The organism is Micromonospora sp. CB01531, from assembly GCF_001905095.1.
In the GTDB taxonomy this organism is placed as follows: domain Bacteria; phylum Actinomycetota; class Actinomycetes; order Mycobacteriales; family Micromonosporaceae; genus Micromonospora.
The window spans coordinates 40842-56214 of record NZ_LWLS01000095.1 but is presented as its reverse complement, the minus strand read 5'-3'; the positions used below and the strand labels follow the sequence as shown (position 1 = coordinate 56214).

Genomic DNA, 15373 nt, shown 5'->3' with positions numbered 1-15373 from the left:
ACCCCCGACGAATTAACGGAAATGAGCACTTAGCCTGAGACGTATGGTCCTCGCGGCTAGGGCAGGAGAGCGAGGTACGAGTGGTTCGCTGGAAGGTTATCTCTGGCAGTTTGCCCCTGTCGGTTACCGGCCGGTTCAAGCCGTGGGCGATCTCGGTGGGACACAGAAAATTGCTTCTGCGGGGGCTAGGCGGAGATCCGGAGGGCGACGAACCGCTGCGGGTCTTCGATCTCCTGTTCCAGGATGTCTCGCGCATTTGTTTGTCCGACGCCTATTCGGAGCTGCATCTTCGGGCGGCGCCAGAGGCTCGGCGGACTGCCGAGGCGAAGCGCCTGGGTGTGCGGTGGCCAAGCGCGACGATGTACCTGGTGGACCGAACGCGAGACACCGACTATGTAGTCGCTGGCCGGGTGTACTGGGCCGAGGTAACCGTCCCACCCGGAGCGTCCAGCCCCTTGCTCTCCGAGGATCCAGACGATCAGGAAATTCCTGACGTCCTCTACTCCGCCTGAGCGGGCGGATTGCCCGGGATTCCTCGGTCAGAATGCATTCTCTCCTCCGCGCCGGCGGGTGCGCGGTCCGCATCTGGTCCGCAAGAGGTCGACGGACGCAGAGGAGCGGTGTGAGATGTTGAGAGCTGTTTCCACTGCAAAACCATCGTCTGGGCAGGTGGTCCGGGGTAGCTAACTTGATCTCATAATCCCTTTGTCGCCGTGCCATCCACGTGCCAGCAGTCGGTACCCCCGACGGTCACCAGCGGGCACGAACGGTCCCCACGTCCTGCGGCCCGCCTGGCCCACCAGGTCCTTGTCAGCCGTGATCATCATCCTTCCGAACTGACGGCGCTTCACACGGAGTGCTCAGCCGTGTTGAGCAGCAGTCCACGGTGACCTATGTCGCCTGGCAGGGGAGTATGCGCAGGTCGGGCCGATAAGGAGTCGCTGGACGGCTAGGCCTTGCGAGTGGGTGCAGATTGGGTGCAGCTTGGCGAAGTCGTCTCAGCGTCCGAAGTGCTCAACAAAGCCGGGTGCGGCGGGGTGCTCTGACCTGCGTTGATGTGGGCGAGCGGTTCGGCGTGACCTCCCAGAGAAGACCGAAGTGGTCTTGGTCGCTGCTCCCCGCCTGGATGGTGCCGGGTGTCGTCCTGGGGCCCGCTGACGTCAGTCACGAGGGCTAGGGCGCATCGACGTGTGGCTATGGGCGCCGTCGTGGTGGCACCCGTATGGATCCCGGGAGCTGAGACCCGAATCCCATCGGCCACCTGCTGAGCAGGGCTTCCTGCTCGGTCGCCACTTCGGCGGCCCCGAAGTGGTGAAGGTTTACAGCTCCCTGCCTGGCTGGTTCCGGCTTTGTCGGCTGCTGCTGTCGTCTCTAGGCAGTCTGGCTACTTTCGCCAGGCGGGAGCCATCCGTTTCGGACATTTCCGGCCAGAACGTCCGCAGGTCCTGGAGCGGGCCGCGGTGATCTCGATCGCCAAGTCGCTGCAGGAGTCGAAGCTGGAGAACCTGGGTGACGCCGATTGACCGCCTGCCAGTCCGCCCGCCGGGGTGATCGGAGCGAGCGCCCGAACCGAGCCGCCACCAGCGTTCGAGCCTGGGGTCCGCCTCTCGCTCGTCAAGCCGCACCGCGCCTGGGCCGTGGACCAGCGGTTGCGTCGGGCGCCGGCGCTGTGGCGCACGGCGACCGAAGTCCACGACCCGGGAGGGCTGGACTGCGATCTCAAACTCGGTCAGTCGAGCGCGAACATTCCGTCACGATCTCGCCTGCCGGGTCAGTACGTGTCGATCAATACGCCAGCGGAGGCCGTGCTGTTTCTGGGCTTGGTCCGGAGGGAACGGCGCCCGCCGAGTACAACCGCTGCCTGCGTAGTCTCGGCGGGACCGGCGCTGCCATCGTCGCTCAGGTCCGACCTACCTGGACCTTCGCCGATGTCGCCGCTGATGCCGCTGCGGGGCGTTGCGATACCGCCACGAGTCCGTACTTGTAGTTGGCCATCAGCAGATCCTTCGGGCCGTCGTTGTTGATGTCGGCGACCGCGAGCCCGCGTGAGGTGAAGGAGCTGGCGAGCGGCAGTTGGGAGACGCGGAACTCGTTGCCCAGCCAGCCGTCCGGCCGCTGCAGCAGGACGCTTGCCCGTCCGTTGCTCGCATCAGCCGTCACCCGGCCGCACACGACGGCCACCGGAGGTGTCGAGGTCAGCGTCGTCACGACGGCGGATCGGCGAAATCGGCCGGGTTGAGATTGAGGGTCGCGAGTATGCCAGAGTGCTGGGCGGTGTCGATGCGGTCCGGCAGCTCCCGGTCGACCCAATCGGCCCGGCTGTGTTGGCCGCGCTGGCGCAGGGCCTCAAGGACCTTACTCTTGTCGATCTTCATCGGCTGTATCGGCTCCCTTCGCGCACAATGAATCTGGATGCTGTCGGACTCGTCCATGCCCGCCCAGAGCGAGCCGTCGGCCGGACGCGTTGCTGAGCGGCACCGGCTGGAGACATGCTGAACGGTCAGTGCGGTGTGCCTATTTCGTCGGCTGTGGAGGGCCGGCGGTGCGAAACCCGATCGTCACGATCGGTCTTCGGGGCGTCCAGCCACAACATACCCACGGGCCTGCCGCAACACCTTCCGCACCCCGGGGCTAGGAGAGTTGCCCGGCGCACGCCCGCAGTTGCATGGCCCGGCCCCACCGGTCGTCCACCTGCTCGCGTCGTGGCTTGAGCACGCTCGTCAGGTGAAGCTGCGCGTCTTCCGGAGCGCTGCTCACTGGCACCTTGTAGGTCGCCACCCGCTCGAGCCAGTCATGGGGCACGTGGCCTCGGTCCGGATCGCCGACGAGGACCCGACCGCCCTTCGCCGCGACACGGGCGAGGAACGGCAGCATCCGGGCCGCCACAGACGGGTGGTAGAGCGCGTCACCGGTTAACACCACATCCACGCCGTCACCGTCGCCGTCAAGCAGGTCACTCGACGACAGGGTCAGGTCGACGCCGTTGGCGTGGGCGTTGGCACTGATTGCCGCGATCGAGTACGGGTCAATGTCGTTGGCGGTGACACCGGCGGCGCCCGCCATCGCCGCGGCGATGGCGACCAGTCCGGAGCCGGAGGCGACGTCGAGGACATGGAGACCGGCCACGGTGTCCGGGTGATCGAGGATGTAACGCGCGAGAGCCTGTCCGCCGGTCCAGGCCGACGCCCAGAACGGCGGCGGGAGGACGTGGCCCGCCTCGGCTTCGAGCCGGGCCCAGAGGACGATCGCGTCCTCGGCCATGACCAGTCGCACCTCTGGCACCAGCGGCACCGGGGCCAGCCGGAGCCGATCGATGCTGGCTGTCCCGGGCGTGCACTCGGGGGCGGAGAGCGCGTACAATACCAGCGGTTCGAGGCCAGGCACCGTGGCGTCGGAACGGACCGTTATTCGCCGGTCCGTGGTCTCAGCCGCCGCCGTGGCGACGGGCGAGGCCTCGCCACCACGGCTTCGCGGAGTCAACGTCAGACCGGACGGATGTTAGTGGCCTGAAGCCCCTTCTGGCCCTGCTCGACGTCGAACTCGACCCGCTGGTTCTCGTCCAGGCTGCGGAACCCGCTCGATGAGATGGCGGAGAAGTGGGCGAAGACGTCAGCGCCGCCGTCATCCTGCGTGATGAAGCCGAAACCCTTGTCCGCGTTGAACCACTTGACTGTACCGAATGCCATGTCTTCTCCTTTGAGTAGCTGATGGGGACATGTACGGCCCCCGGTGGTCGCCGCTGCTTGTCCGGAAGAACCGGCAGAACAAAAGCGCCCGGCGGGTTGGATACCCACCAGGCGCTGGCAAAGTATGCGACAAACCAAAGCTTGCAACACGCTCACGCTAGCACGGGCGCGCCGCCCGCGGTGTCTTGGCTATCAGCACTCACCGCGCCGGCTACCAACCCGCGTGCTGGAAAAGAACGCCGCCACGCCCTGCGGCGCGGACGTGGTTTCCACGGCACTCGTTCGGCGACCTCTTTTCGGGCCTGTTCGGCGCCGCGCTGGCGTCACGCGGCCGTCGCTACGCGGCGGGCCGGTCGCCCGTGGCGCTGTGGCGTCCTCCGCTATGCGACGCCGTCGTCGCACGTGAGGAGTCACGAAGCGGGGCGGCGTGCCGCCATCAAGTCTTCAACATGGGAACGGGTCGTCCTGCCCGGCGCTGACCGATCGTTCGCGGCGTGGTGGTCGATAATGCAGGCCGTGGTCGGAACCGGCGGAGTTCTTGATCATTCTGCCCGCACCTTGGCCCAAGCCGTACACGATGGTCGTTTTGGGCTAGGGTTTGGCGGGCGGAGCGAAACGGATCCGACGCTGCCCGGCGAGCGGCCGATCCACCCTCGCTCACCTTCCGAACCCGGCTTGCATATGCGAGCGGGTGAGTCGCGTGTTGGCGCGCAAACTTTGGAGCAGCTGTTGACTGATGTAACCGCGCATGACTCAAGTCCATTCCGTGAAGCACCGGCAGCAGATGCGCCTTTCGACCACACACCTGCCGTCGACGTGAGTCGGGCTGCGATGATCCGGCTGCGCACCCCGTTCGGTGCCGAGGGTGACGCCGACCGGAAGCCGGCGGCCGCGCCCACCGCCGCTCGCTAGGCCATCACGACGTCACGGAGCCCAGCCGGCAAGGGCTACCACGCGCTTCTGGCTGCTGGGCTTCGAACCACATGTGACCTGTCCGAATGCGGCAGCCGAGCTCTCCTCGGAGATTGGCTTGGTCATGGGGACAGATTGGCGAGTGGACTTCTACGTCGGCGAGTTGACCGTCTCGTTCAACAACTGGGCAGCGCTGAGCGAGACCTTCCTCGCCGAGTTGGGCAACCGGCTCGAAACCGCTTGAGCGCTTCGCGCGGCCTTGGACGATACGCTTGTGATGCATCTCCGAGGATCCGGCGCCTCTTCCGCACGGCCTAGCGGGCAGCCTCCTTGCGTAGGCCGGGGACGAGGACTCGGGCGTAGGCGGCGCGGAGCGAGTCCTCGTCGTCGCGGGCTGATTCGAGGAACTCGCGGGCCGTGGCCGTGGCCGTGGCCGGGCGGTTCGCCCGTCGCCCGCCCGGGTGGTTGTATCCACGGTGGCCGTGGCCTGCGGCCGGGCGGCCTCTGGCGCGTGGCCGTCCGCCCGGGCGTCCGTGACCGTGGCCGAGGTGGTGGCCGTGGCCGTCGGGCGGCCGGTTGCCAGGAGGGCCCCGGTCGCCATGAGCATCAGGCCGTCTACGGCCAGCGGCCCGACAGTGACCGTGACTGCGTCCTCGCCGCAGTGGCTGAGAAGGCCAAACAGGTGTCGGTAGGAGACGAGGGCGGCCACGGCTGCCACTGGGAGGAGGCCACCGAACAGGAGTGCGGCCCATCCGCGGCCGGGCGGCCGTGCGGTTCGGGTCAGGATCTCAACGGCCACGAACAGGGCGACCGGCCAGAAGACAGATCCGGCCACGGCCACGGCCCCGGGTTTCGGGCGACCAGCCGGTCGGGGCCTCTTCGCGCCGGACGTAGGAGTGGGCCGACGTTCGCCGCAATGGACACGGCCCCGCCGAAAGATGGCCCCGGCGTATGCCCAGCTACGGCCGGCGATTCGGGCAGTGGTCACCGGGCGGTCTCCTTTGCGATCGCGCGGACGGTGGCGGGACTGGCATCGTGGTGGCCAGCGGCGTAGATGATCGGCCTGACCTCATCGGTGTGCTTGTCGACCAGATGGCGAGCGAAGGCGGAGGGGGCGGGCGTGACCGCGGGCCGGCCGAGGAGGACGGCGGCGATGGCCTAGGCGGCGGTTTCATCGGTCAGGAGCCAGGACCTCGGATCGACACGGGCCACAGTTGCCAGCCGGCGAACCTCGGTGGCGCGGGCACTGGTCGGTGAGGGGTGAGGGGTGAGGGCGGCGTCGTGAAGCGAGCGCGGGCCCTGTTGGTTATTGACGGTTAAGGACGGTTCGGCGGAAGTGCGCTTCCGGCCGTTCGGTAGGACACTTCCGGCCGTTTGGTACTGCACTTCCGCCCGGTCCCGGACCGGGGGAAGCCGGCTTTCGCCCGGTTTTCCACAGGCTCCGGGGCTTTGGTGGGGCGGCCCGGCTGTGGCTCGGCCTGCGGGTCCAGGGCTGCCGGGAGGGGGCGTCGGTGTTGCATCGCGAGATCCCAGACGACCGGGCGACGGTCGGCGGGAAGGAGGATGGTGTGACGCTGGTCGCCTCGGCGGATCAGGCCGAGGCGGGCCAGTTCGGCGAGGTCATTGCGGACCGCGCGGATCGACTTGCGGGCGTAGAACGCCAGGCGCTCCTGCGACGGGAAGGCGGCGCGCCCGTCGGCGTGTGCGTGGTTGGCGAGGCCGATCAGGACGGCGAGACAGGACGGCGAGACAGGACGGCGGGACGTCCGGGGCGTCGCTGACGGCCCAGGACACGGCCTCGATACTAAACAAACACCGCCAGGCGCAGGACGTCGACCAGGCGCAGCGCGGGAACGCCGTGAAGCTCGGCGTGGGCGACCTTTAGGTGTCCTTGGTGCCGGGACGATAGGGCCTCGACGGCGGTGGCGGCGTCGACGGCGGCCAGGTCGCCGACGACCCGGGCGAGGAGGTCGTCAGCGTCCAGGGCCAGGACGAAGTCGAAAGTAGCGCCAGACCCGCGAGGTGCTGCGGCGGGCGGCGGTCGGGTGACCTGTGCCGCTCTCGGAAACGATCACGTCGAGCGTTGCGCCGTCGTCGCCGTGGTCGGCCCGGACGCCCTTGATGGCCATGACCCTGCGGTCACCGACGTGTCGCCTGCACAACGGTGACCGTCGGGCTCTCGTCGTCCTTGTCCTTGTCGTTGTCGTTGTCGGCGTCGTCGTCCGAAACCTCGCCGCTGTCGTCGTCCCGGTCGGTCTCGTCCTCCGCGTCGCCGCCGTCGACGTTGTTGCCGGACTTGCCGGCCAGCTCGTGGACGTGGGGGGTGCCGTTGACGTGCAGGAGGTCGTTGACCTTCTCGGAGGCGGCGAACCAGTCCGCGTCGTCGCCCGGAGCGGAGCAGACGGTGACAACCTGGACGGTGAGCGGCCTGGGCTTGAACGTGGCAAGGTGCTCGCTTCGCGAAGGAGTGGGCATGGGCGGCTGCGTGGTGGTGCCACCAGATCGCGGTGTCTGCGCTGGGAAGCTGCCGTGACGGGCGCGAGGCGTGGGTCACGAGCCCATCTGGGAGGTGGGCTTTGGGTGATCCCGCTGGCGCGGGTACATCTGCAGAGGAACAGACGGGCGGCGGTGCGAGCAAAGAAAGAAATCTTCACCGTACCTTCGTGACCTGACAGCACCGCTCCTGTCAGGAATCGCGACCATGCTTGTGACCTGGGCTGACAGGATTCGTCAGGGCCTGTCAGAGCACGAATATGCCGTCGTCGTAGTTCGGGTTGTCCGCCACAGGCTGGCCGTGGTCGCTGGGCAACTCGGCGAGCCGGATACGGCAGGTGGCGCCGCCGGGGAGCCAGACCGCTGCGGCGGGGTCGGTGGCGTGGGTGGCGGTCGCGAATCGGGCATCGCCGCGCCCGCCGCGCAGGAGCCGGTGAAGGTGTTCCTCGCGTTGCTCGCTGCCGAGCCAGAACAGCACCGGGTAGCGGGGTCCGCCGCGCCGGATCAGCTGCGCGTACCGGTCGAGTTTGGCCACCACGGGACCAGGGGTTCGGTGCCGGTGTCGGCCTCCAACCAGAACCCCGCGGTGGTGTCGCCGACGCTCCACAGGCCCTGCCCGTCAGCGGTGATGGTCCGGAAGTGCTTCGTCGTCATCGACTCGGACCACCACCGGTCCAACCCGCCCTTCGCCGTGCTGGCGGGCGTGCGTAGTGAGCCGGACGAAGAGCTCGTTGGTGGTGAGCAGGTGTGTCAGGTGCGGGTTGGCTGACAGCCGCTGCACGGGTTGGCGGCTCGCCCGGAGGGTGGGTTCGGGTCGCTGGTGGGCGGCGGCTTGGAAGCGGTGGCCGTGGTGGCCGAGGGTCCAGTGCCATGGTTGGCTGCCGCCGCCGTCGCGGGGGAACCGGAACTGGTCCAGCAGGCCCAGGGCGGCCAGTTCGCCGAGCCGGATCTGGCAGGTGCGGCGGGCGTGGAACAGGATGCGGTGGATTTGGTCGGTGGTGAGGACCTGGTGGTCGTCGAGGAGTTGGAGCAGCAGGCGGTCGCGGCTGGTGATGTGGGGGTAGATGGCCAGCAGGCCAGCAGAGCGCGGTTGCGGCATAGGTGTGTTCACCCCTGGAGAGAGAATCCCGTAGGGAGTCTGGCTGAGTCGATCTTGCATGCGGCTCTGTTGCCGGGCGGGTTTAGGCAGGTCAGGCGCCTGACAGGCCGGATGGAGGGACTCGTGTGGGGTCTCGTGTCGCGGACACCCCCAAACGAGCCCCCAGTGCCGCACCCAGCCGAGCCCCCGAACGGGCGAAGGGGGGCGCGGTCGGCGTTGCTGGTCGGGCGGGACGCCACCGGGCGGCCGGCCCCTCGGCGAGCAGGGGCTGCTGCTGCGTCACCCGGACGGCACCCTGTACCTGCTCTGGCACGACCGGCGCTACTTGCTCCAAGACACCGGCCGGGGTGCTGGCCGCGCTGGCCGCGACCCGGGAACGGGCCGTGCCGGTGGCCCCGGCGCTGCTGCACACCGTGCCGGCCGGCGCCGCCCTGGCCCCGCCGGCGGGTACCCGGCCTCGGTGCGCCCTCCGAACGGGTCGCCGGCGCCACCATCGGCGACGTCTACCTCGTCCGGAACTCCGGCGGCGGCCGGCAGTACGCGGTGGCCGAGCGGGACAGGCTGGCCGGAGTCACCGAACGCCACGCCGCCCTGCCGCTCGCCCACACCGGCCAGGGCCCCCAAAGCCGATCACCCTCGGCCGCGTCGCCGCCCTGCCCAGGCTCCGCGACCGCATGCCCGCCGGGCCCACCGCCCCGCCGGCGGTGCCGCCCCGGCTCCACCATGGACGGCGGGGCGCTCTGCGCCCCGGTCGGCGACGACACCGGCGTACGCGACGTCCGGGTGGGTGCCACCCCGCCGGACCGCTCCGCCGCCCCGGGTACGCCGACCGGGCGAAGCGGCCTTGCCGACCACTTGGTGGTTGAACCGGGGCGCGGCGCGGTGGACGAGTCCGTCGCCGCGCCCGGCGCCGCTACGCGGGCGTCCGCCCGGTCCGGCTGCCCGCCAGCCTGGTGAGCCTGGTGCCGGCCGGCAGCCCGCTCGATCCGGCCGCCGCCCGCACGGTCGCCGCCCCCGCCTGACGATCAGGTCGACGGGCCGGCGCCGGTGTCGGGCGAGGTGCCGCCCCGGCGGTGGCCCGCCCACAGCGCCAGCTCGGCGTAGGGCAGCAGGAAGGTGAACCCCAGCCCGACGGGGCTGTCGAACGGCCAGTGCTGCCGCCGGTCCGCCGGCCCCAACAACACGCACGCGACCACCACGGCCCAGACCACCGGCATCGCGAACAGCCCTGGTGCGGGCAGCCGCAGGATCCTCGCGGCCAGTGGGCCGACGACGGCCATCAGGACCGGCACGGACAGGATGGCGAGGATCACGGGCCCGAGGTCGGGCAGGCACGGCGCATCCTCGGTGCAGGATGCCGGCTCCCGCTCGGCGAGCTTGGCGAGAGCCAGGGCTGCCGCCACCGCGACACCGAGCGTCAACAGTCCGACCAGCAGCCCGGCCGCAACCAGGCGGAGGGCCTTTCGCGGGCGGACAAGGCGAGCCGGAGCGGCCGGGGCAACCGGGCCGTCAGACATCCCGGCAGCATAGGGGCAAATGGATCAGCCGGCGGGGCGGCGCAGGACGCTGACCGCGAAGTCGGCGTCCTCCTGCCACCGGCGTAGGTCCCAGGTGGCGAAGCGGTGCTCCAGCCGGAGCCCGGCCGCCACCGCGTCGTCGTCGAAGTCGGCGAGCGGATAGCCGCGGTCGGTGCCGAAGCCGACCACCACGAGCCCGTCCGGGTGGACGTGCGCCGCGATCCGGCTCAGTACCGCCCGCTCGGTGCCGGGCGCGACGAACGTCATCACGTTGCCGGCGCACACGGCGGCGTCGAAGGGCTCCGGCTCGCCCTGCGCGGCCAGGTCCAGCTCGGCGAGGTCGTCGACCAGCCAGCGCGGCCCGGGGTAGTCGGCCTGGGCCGCCTCGATCAGCGACGGGTCGGCGTCCACCCCGACGACGCGGTGGCCACGGGCGGCGAGTGCGGCGCCGATGCGGCCGGTGCCGCTGCCGGCGTCCAGGATCCGGGCGTGCGGCGGGACCAGCGCGTCCAGCAGCCGCGCCTCACCGGCCAGGTCCGCCCCTTCGGCCGCGAGCCGGCGGAACCGGTTGATGTACCACTGCGAGTGTCCGGGCTGGGTGTCGGTCACCCAGCGGGTCGGCTTGCCCATGCCGCCACCGTAACTGATCTCCCGAGGGGCCTCGGCAGGGCCCAGATTCCCGGAAAGAGTGGTCGCCTGTCGCCCGTCGCCTGGATGGCCACTCTTTCCGGGAAAGAGACCACACGGCCATCAAAGCGGGGCGGGGCTCAGGTGAGGGCGAGGAAGGTGCCGGTGGCGAGCGGGGCACCGAGGGCGGTGCCGGCGACGACCTGCGGCCAGGTGTGGTCCCGCAGCACCACCCGCGACCAGGCGACCGCGGCCACGAGCAGCCAGCCGGCGTGCAGGGCCGGGCCGTGGAGCAGCACCAGGACGGCCGTGGAGGCGGCGGCCACGGCGGCGTGGATGCTCAGCTTCCACCAGTGGTTGACCAGGGTGCAGGCCGCCCCCACCACGAAGATCACGACGATCATGGCGAAGAGCTCGGCCGGGGCGCGCAGCGCGACGAGCAGGGCCATGCCGACCGCCACCGAGGCCAGGCCGGTCAGCAGCGGGCGGGCGCGCTGGGTATGGTCGCCGACGTGCCGGTCGCTGAGCCGGCCCCGGCGTACGCCGTGGACGATCACGCCGACCGGGATGACCGCGCAGAACAGCAGCGCGGTGCCGCCCCAGCTCAGGAAGCTGCCCAGGTCGTGGCTGGCCCAGGCGGCCACCACCATCGGCATCGCCGTCACCAGCACGCTCGGCGCGAGCGCCTCGGTAACCAGTCGGGCCATCCGCCCGCCCACCGTTCGTTCCGCGACCGCCCGCACCGGGCCATCCTGGTGTCCGCGCCCGGCAAGGTCAACCAATCCGTGCTGCGGCGCGGTCAACCGGCGCTCAGGACCAGCTCGGCGGTCCGCTCCGGCTGGTCGACCTGCACGAAGTGCCCCGCGTTCGGCAGCAGGTGCAGTTCGGCGCGCGGAAACAGCTCCGCGAAGCGGTGGGCGACCCGCGGGTTGAGGGAGCGGTCCTCGACGCCGAAGATCACCCGCACCGGCCGGTCGAACCGGCGCAGGTCCGGTATTCGGCGCCGGCGCGTCAGGACGGTGCCGAGCAGGTCGTCGTTGAGCCGCCAGAACGCCGGCTGGGCCGCGACGAAGTCGTCGCGCAGGCGCTTCACCTTGGCGGCCCGGCGTCGGTCGTCGCGGATGAACCTGCCCACCTGCCAGGTGTAGAGGCGTAGCGCGAGGGCCGATCCACGGCCCGTCAGCGCCCGGGCCATGTCGCGCAGCAGCGGAGTCGAGTACAGCGCGATGGCGGGCGGGCGGCGCAGACTCGTCATCTGGTGGTAGTACGTGTTGAGCAGCACCAACGCGGAGACGCGGTGCGGATACAGCAGCGCCCAGTCGATCGCCGGCGGCCCGGATGCGTCATGGGCCACGAGCACGACCCGCTCCAGCCCGAGGCGGTCGATCACCGCCGCGAGGTCACCCGTCATGTTGTCCGCCGTGTACGGGTAGCCCTCGGGCTTGTCGGACCTGCCCCAGCCGAGGAAGTCGAACCGGACCACCCGCCGATCGCCGAGGTGGGGCATCAGTTCGTCGTAGAGGTGCAGGTTGTCGGGGAAGCCGTGCAGCAGCACCAGCGGCGTCCCCTCGCTGCCGGTCACCTCGACGTGCAACTGGTGCCCTGCCCGGGGGATCTTGAGTGTGTCGCGTACCTGCCCCATCCCGCCCCGATCGCCGGTTGAACTGAGGCGAAACTAGCCCGGAATCGGGTGATCCGGGCGGGAAGGGCGGTGCCGCCAGGCGCGGGAGTGAAATCCGAGCGCCTGAAGTCAGCCCTTCTCCGCGCCGCTGGTGAGCCCCTCGGTGAGCAGCCGCTCGCTGGCGAAGAAGAGCACCACGATGGGCAGGGTGAGGATCACCGACCCGGCCATCAGCACGGTTTTCGGGACCTCGACCCCGTCGGAGAGCAGCGACAGGCCCAGCGACACGGTCCACCGGTTCGGCCGGTCGACGAGGAACAGCAGCGCGAACAGGAACTCGTTCCAGGCGATCATGAAGTCGTACAGGGCGACCGCCATGACCGACGGCGCGGCCAGGGGGAGACTGACCCGGCGGATGACGCCGAGGCGACCGGCGCCGTCGATCGCGGCGGACTCCTCCAGGCTCACCGGGATCGTCTCGAAATAGTTCTTCAGCATGTAGACCGAGACCGGCAGCGTCTGGGAGAGGTAGACCAGCACCAGCCCGACCAGCGACCCGCGCAGCCCGGCCCGGGTGAACACCACGAACAGCGGGATCGCGATGACGATCGACGGGAACAGGTACACGGCGAGGAAGAGCGCGTGGACCTGCCGCCGGCCGAAGAACCGCAGCCGGGACACCGCGTACGCGCCGGGGATGGCGACCACCAGGGTGAGCGCCGTGGCGGCCAGCGCGACGAGGCCGCTGTTGCGGATGAAGGTGAGGAAGCCCTGCCCGCCGTCCTCGGTGGCCTTGAGCACCTCGACGTACGTGGCGGCGGTCAGCTCGCCGGCCGGCACCAGCAGCGAGCCCGGGTCGAGCAGCAGGCGCTCGATGGGGCGTACCGAGAGCACCAGCATGTACCAGAACGGCAGCAGGGTGACCAGCAGGAAGCCGGCGATCACCAGCCGGCGCAGCCAGCGCAGGCTGACCCTCTCGATCCGGTCCCGGTCCATCACGGCTCCCCTCGCCGGGCGAAGAAGCGCAGGTAGATCGCGACGAACACGATCAGCACCACGGCCAGCACGACGGCCTGCGCCGCCGCCGCGCCGATGTCGGTACGCGCGGTGAGGAACTGGTAGACCCGGACGCTGACCACCTCGGTGCCGGCCGAGCCGCCGGTGAGCAGGTAGACGTCATCGAACTTGTTGAACGTCATGATGAACCGCAGCACCCCCAGCAGCGCGATCACCGGCATCAGCTGCGGCAGCAGGATGTGCCGGAACTGCTGGGTCGGGGTGGCCCCGTCGACCCGGGCCGCCTCCTCCAGCTCACCGGGTACGGCCTGCAGCCGGGCCAGCAGGAACAGGAACGCGAACGGGAAGTACCGCCACGCCTCGAACGCGATGACCGTCCAGAGCGCGGTGGAGTCCTGGGAGAGGAACGGGATCGGCGTGTCCCAGCCGAGGAACCGCCGTCCCCAGTCGTTGACGATGCCGAGCTGCGGGTCGAGCATCACCTGCCAGACGAAGGTCATCGCGACCACCGGCGCCACGTACGGCAGCAGCATGGACGCCCGGACCACGGTGCGGCCCCGGAACGGGCGGCGGACCACCAGCGCCGCGACGAGCCCGACCAGGATCGACCCGGCGGTGCCGCCGACGCTGTAGACCAGCGTGGTCCAGAGCGTCCCGGCGAAGCCGGGGGTGTGCAGCACCCGGTCGAAGTTGTCCAGCGTCAGCTCGCCGAACAGGCCGGTCTTGCGCAGGGTGGCCAGGCGTACCCGCTGGAAGGCCAGGACGATCGTCCAGACGATGGGGATGCCGATCACCGCCACCACGACGAGCAGCGTCGGGGTGACCAGCGCGAGCCCGGCCCGGGACTCGCGGCGGCGCAGGGTGAGCGGGCGCCGGCCGGGGCGGGGCCGCTCCCGGGTGGGGGAGCGGCCGGCCTCCGGTGCGGTGGTGGTCAATTGACGCCTGCCTTGATCGCCTCGACGTCCTTCTTCGCCCGCCCGGCGGCACCGGCCGGGTCGGACTTCCCGGCGATCACGTCGGCGAGGGCCTTCGGCACGGGCAGCTCACCGAGGATCGCCCCGACCAGCTTGCCCTGGCCCTGGGTGAGCCCCCAGCGCTCGAACGTGTCCGGGCTGCGGCGCAGGGTGGCCAGCACGTCCTCGCCGTACACCTGCGACAGTGGCTTCTTGGTGTCCACGCCGGCCTGGCTGGTGTTCCAGGCGGTGAGGAACTTCTCCTTGTCGTCGCCGGTGCCCTTGCGGACCGGGAAGCGGCCCTCGGGGGACATGCCGAACCAGCGCGGGTAGCCGTCGGAGAGCATGTACTCCACGAAGGACTTCGCGGGGTCGGCCGCGCCGTCGAGCACGGCCCACGAGCTGATCTCGCCGTACTGGGCCGGCTCCGTGCCGTTCGGGCCCTTGATCGCGGTGACGAAGCCGCTGTTCTTCGCCAGGAACGCCGGGTCCCGCTGGCACTGCGGGCAGGTCGGCTTGGCGTCGTTGCGCAGCCCGGCCAGCTCGTCGAGGATGAACGGCGACCAGATCAGCATGGCCGCCTTGCCGGCGAAGTAGGTGGCCCGGGTGGTGTCCACGTCCTGCGCGCCCTTGACCGAGTGGTCGCGCATCAGCTCGCCGTAGAAGCGGAACGCCTCGACGCACTCCGGGGAGTCCAGCTTCACCGCGCCCGAGTCGTCGGTGAGCTGGCAGTTGTTGGCCAGGGCCAGGTGCTCGAAGGTCTGCTGGGTGAACACGTCACCGGGGGCGGTGGCCGCGGTGATGCCGGCGACGCCGCCGGTGTCCAGCTTCGCCGCCGCGGCGGCGATCTTCTCGTACGTGTCGGGGGTGGGCAGGCCGGCGGCGGCGAACAGGTCCTTGCGGTAGATCAGCAGCTGCCCCCACCCGTCGCTGGGGACGGCGAGCTGTTTGCCGTCCTCGGCGGTCAGCTCCAGTGCGCGCGGTGAGAAGGTGTCCCGACCCAGCTTGCCGACGATCGCCGCGTTGGCGTCCGGGTGCAGCAGCTCGTTGCCGGCGAGGGTGCGGACGGCGGCCAGCGGGAGCGAGCCGACCACGTCGGGCAGGTCGCCGGCGGCGGCGCTGGAGGCGATGAGCGAGGGGAACTGGTCTTCGTTGACGGTGACCAGGTCCACCTTGACCCCGGTCTTCGCGGTGTAGTCGGCGATGATCGCCTTGGTCGCGGTGACTCGGTCGGCCACGTCCTCCAGGCTCCACACCGTCAGCCGGGAACTGTCGTCTTTCTGCTGGTCGTCGCTGCAGGCCAGCAGCCCTGCCCCGGCAAGTGCCAGGATCAGACTGGTGGCGAGCAGCCGCCTCGAGGGTGATGACATCGGTGGCACTCCTCTCGAAAGAGCACGGCGTGCCTTCAATACCCATCGATTGATCAATCGAACCACATATGCCGATTT

17 protein-coding genes are annotated in these 15373 nt (G+C 70.1%); 1 reads left to right on the top strand and 16 read right to left on the bottom strand.

Annotation, left to right across the window (positions count from 1 at the left end; all coding sequences use genetic code 11):
• Nucleotides 1-1899 precede the first annotated feature (1899 nt).
• From A6A27_RS29685 to A6A27_RS29660, 9 genes are all read right to left on the bottom strand, one after another.
• The gene (locus A6A27_RS29685; protein ID WP_143194242.1) at nucleotides 1900-2208 is read right to left on the bottom strand and encodes an FG-GAP repeat domain-containing protein; all 309 of its coding nucleotides are present in this window, start codon (nucleotides 2206-2208) and stop codon (nucleotides 1900-1902) included.
• Nucleotides 2205-2375 carry a hypothetical protein gene (locus A6A27_RS45235; RefSeq protein ID WP_198940503.1) on the bottom strand — a complete coding sequence of 57 codons (171 nt, stop codon included), beginning with the start codon at nucleotides 2373-2375 and terminating at the stop codon, nucleotides 2205-2207. Before A6A27_RS45235 ends, A6A27_RS29685 begins: the two co-directional genes overlap by 4 nt.
• A 256-nt stretch (nucleotides 2376-2631) precedes the next feature.
• Nucleotides 2632-3384, bottom strand: a complete 753-nt coding sequence (locus A6A27_RS29680; protein WP_443190015.1) for a class I SAM-dependent methyltransferase — start codon at nucleotides 3382-3384, stop codon at nucleotides 2632-2634.
• Between the two features lie 98 nt (nucleotides 3385-3482).
• Nucleotides 3483-3686, bottom strand: a complete 204-nt coding sequence (locus A6A27_RS29675; protein WP_073837947.1) for a cold-shock protein — start codon at nucleotides 3684-3686, stop codon at nucleotides 3483-3485.
• Nucleotides 3687-5914: 2228 nt separating this feature from the next.
• Nucleotides 5915-6322 (bottom strand): helix-turn-helix domain-containing protein, encoded by a 408-nt coding sequence (locus tag A6A27_RS47750; RefSeq protein ID WP_443190016.1) that lies wholly within the window; start codon nucleotides 6320-6322, stop codon nucleotides 5915-5917.
• Nucleotides 6323-6737: 415 nt separating this feature from the next.
• Nucleotides 6738-7073, bottom strand: coding sequence for a hypothetical protein (locus A6A27_RS29665; protein WP_073837946.1), 336 nt, complete (start codon nucleotides 7071-7073; stop codon nucleotides 6738-6740).
• A gap of 265 nt (nucleotides 7074-7338) precedes the next feature.
• Nucleotides 7339-7629 (bottom strand): hypothetical protein, encoded by a 291-nt coding sequence (locus A6A27_RS46345; protein WP_241825514.1) that lies wholly within the window; start codon nucleotides 7627-7629, stop codon nucleotides 7339-7341.
• Nucleotides 7596-7745: a hypothetical protein gene (locus A6A27_RS46935; protein ID WP_274534600.1), complete on the bottom strand. Its 150-nt coding sequence runs from the start codon at nucleotides 7743-7745 to the stop codon at nucleotides 7596-7598. Before A6A27_RS46935 ends, A6A27_RS46345 begins: the two co-directional genes overlap by 34 nt.
• A complete protein-coding gene (locus A6A27_RS29660; protein WP_274534599.1) occupies nucleotides 7711-8190 on the bottom strand; it encodes a replication-relaxation family protein in 480 nt (159 codons plus the stop codon). The genes A6A27_RS46935 and A6A27_RS29660 overlap by 35 nt, the downstream gene beginning before the upstream one ends.
• Nucleotides 8191-8733: 543 nt before the next feature.
• Here A6A27_RS29660 and A6A27_RS47745 point away from each other — a divergent pair.
• The gene (locus A6A27_RS47745; RefSeq protein WP_241825513.1) at nucleotides 8734-9147 is read left to right on the top strand and encodes a hypothetical protein; all 414 of its coding nucleotides are present in this window, start codon (nucleotides 8734-8736) and stop codon (nucleotides 9145-9147) included.
• A gap of 68 nt (nucleotides 9148-9215) precedes the next feature.
• On the opposite strand, the gene A6A27_RS29650 is transcribed toward A6A27_RS47745, so the two are convergent.
• The 7 genes from A6A27_RS29650 to A6A27_RS29620 all read right to left on the bottom strand — a co-directional run bounded on the left by A6A27_RS29650 (nucleotide 9216) and on the right by A6A27_RS29620 (nucleotide 15295).
• The gene (locus A6A27_RS29650) at nucleotides 9216-9707 is read right to left on the bottom strand and encodes a hypothetical protein (RefSeq protein ID WP_073834972.1); all 492 of its coding nucleotides are present in this window, start codon (nucleotides 9705-9707) and stop codon (nucleotides 9216-9218) included.
• A 24-nt stretch (nucleotides 9708-9731) separates the two neighbouring features.
• On the bottom strand, nucleotides 9732-10337 hold the full coding sequence (locus tag A6A27_RS29645; protein ID WP_073837944.1) for a class I SAM-dependent methyltransferase: 606 nt from the start codon (nucleotides 10335-10337) through the stop codon (nucleotides 9732-9734).
• 137 nt (nucleotides 10338-10474) lie between these two features.
• Nucleotides 10475-11041, bottom strand: coding sequence for a phosphoesterase PA-phosphatase (locus A6A27_RS29640; RefSeq protein ID WP_073837953.1), 567 nt, complete (start codon nucleotides 11039-11041; stop codon nucleotides 10475-10477).
• Between the two features lie 92 nt (nucleotides 11042-11133).
• On the bottom strand, nucleotides 11134-11976 hold the full coding sequence (locus tag A6A27_RS29635) for an alpha/beta fold hydrolase (protein WP_083672965.1): 843 nt from the start codon (nucleotides 11974-11976) through the stop codon (nucleotides 11134-11136).
• A 108-nt stretch (nucleotides 11977-12084) separates the two neighbouring features.
• Nucleotides 12085-12951 carry a carbohydrate ABC transporter permease gene (locus tag A6A27_RS29630; RefSeq protein WP_073837943.1) on the bottom strand — a complete coding sequence of 289 codons (867 nt, stop codon included), beginning with the start codon at nucleotides 12949-12951 and terminating at the stop codon, nucleotides 12085-12087.
• Nucleotides 12951-13907, bottom strand: coding sequence for a carbohydrate ABC transporter permease (locus A6A27_RS29625; protein ID WP_073837942.1), 957 nt, complete (start codon nucleotides 13905-13907; stop codon nucleotides 12951-12953). The genes A6A27_RS29630 and A6A27_RS29625 overlap by 1 nt, the downstream gene beginning before the upstream one ends.
• Nucleotides 13904-15295, bottom strand: a complete 1392-nt coding sequence (locus A6A27_RS29620) for an ABC transporter substrate-binding protein (RefSeq protein WP_073837941.1) — start codon at nucleotides 15293-15295, stop codon at nucleotides 13904-13906. Before A6A27_RS29620 ends, A6A27_RS29625 begins: the two co-directional genes overlap by 4 nt.
• Nucleotides 15296-15373: the final 78 nt, after the last annotated feature.

Bases quoted from the DNA above. Each gene is read 5' to 3' on its own strand.
- A6A27_RS29630 (WP_073837943.1), bottom strand. From the start codon at position 12,951: ATGGACCGGGACCGGATCGAGAGGGTCAGCCTGCGCTGGCTGCGCCGG.
- A6A27_RS29635 (WP_083672965.1), bottom strand. From the start codon at position 11,976: ATGGGGCAGGTACGCGACACACTCAAGATCCCCCGGGCAGGGCACCAG.
- A6A27_RS29660 (WP_274534599.1), bottom strand. From the start codon at position 8,190: ATGCCGCAACCGCGCTCTGCTGGCCTGCTGGCCATCTACCCCCACATC.
- A6A27_RS29645 (WP_073837944.1), bottom strand. From the start codon at position 10,337: ATGGGCAAGCCGACCCGCTGGGTGACCGACACCCAGCCCGGACACTCG.
- A6A27_RS46935 (WP_274534600.1), bottom strand. From the start codon at position 7,745: ATGACGACGAAGCACTTCCGGACCATCACCGCTGACGGGCAGGGCCTG.
- A6A27_RS29665 (WP_073837946.1), bottom strand. From the start codon at position 7,073: ATGCCCACTCCTTCGCGAAGCGAGCACCTTGCCACGTTCAAGCCCAGG.
- A6A27_RS29650 (WP_073834972.1), bottom strand. From the start codon at position 9,707: ATGTCTGACGGCCCGGTTGCCCCGGCCGCTCCGGCTCGCCTTGTCCGC.
- A6A27_RS45235 (WP_198940503.1), bottom strand. From the start codon at position 2,375: ATGAAGATCGACAAGAGTAAGGTCCTTGAGGCCCTGCGCCAGCGCGGC.
- A6A27_RS29675 (WP_073837947.1), bottom strand. From the start codon at position 3,686: ATGGCATTCGGTACAGTCAAGTGGTTCAACGCGGACAAGGGTTTCGGC.
- A6A27_RS29620 (WP_073837941.1), bottom strand. From the start codon at position 15,295: ATGTCATCACCCTCGAGGCGGCTGCTCGCCACCAGTCTGATCCTGGCA.
- A6A27_RS29640 (WP_073837953.1), bottom strand. From the start codon at position 11,041: ATGGCCCGACTGGTTACCGAGGCGCTCGCGCCGAGCGTGCTGGTGACG.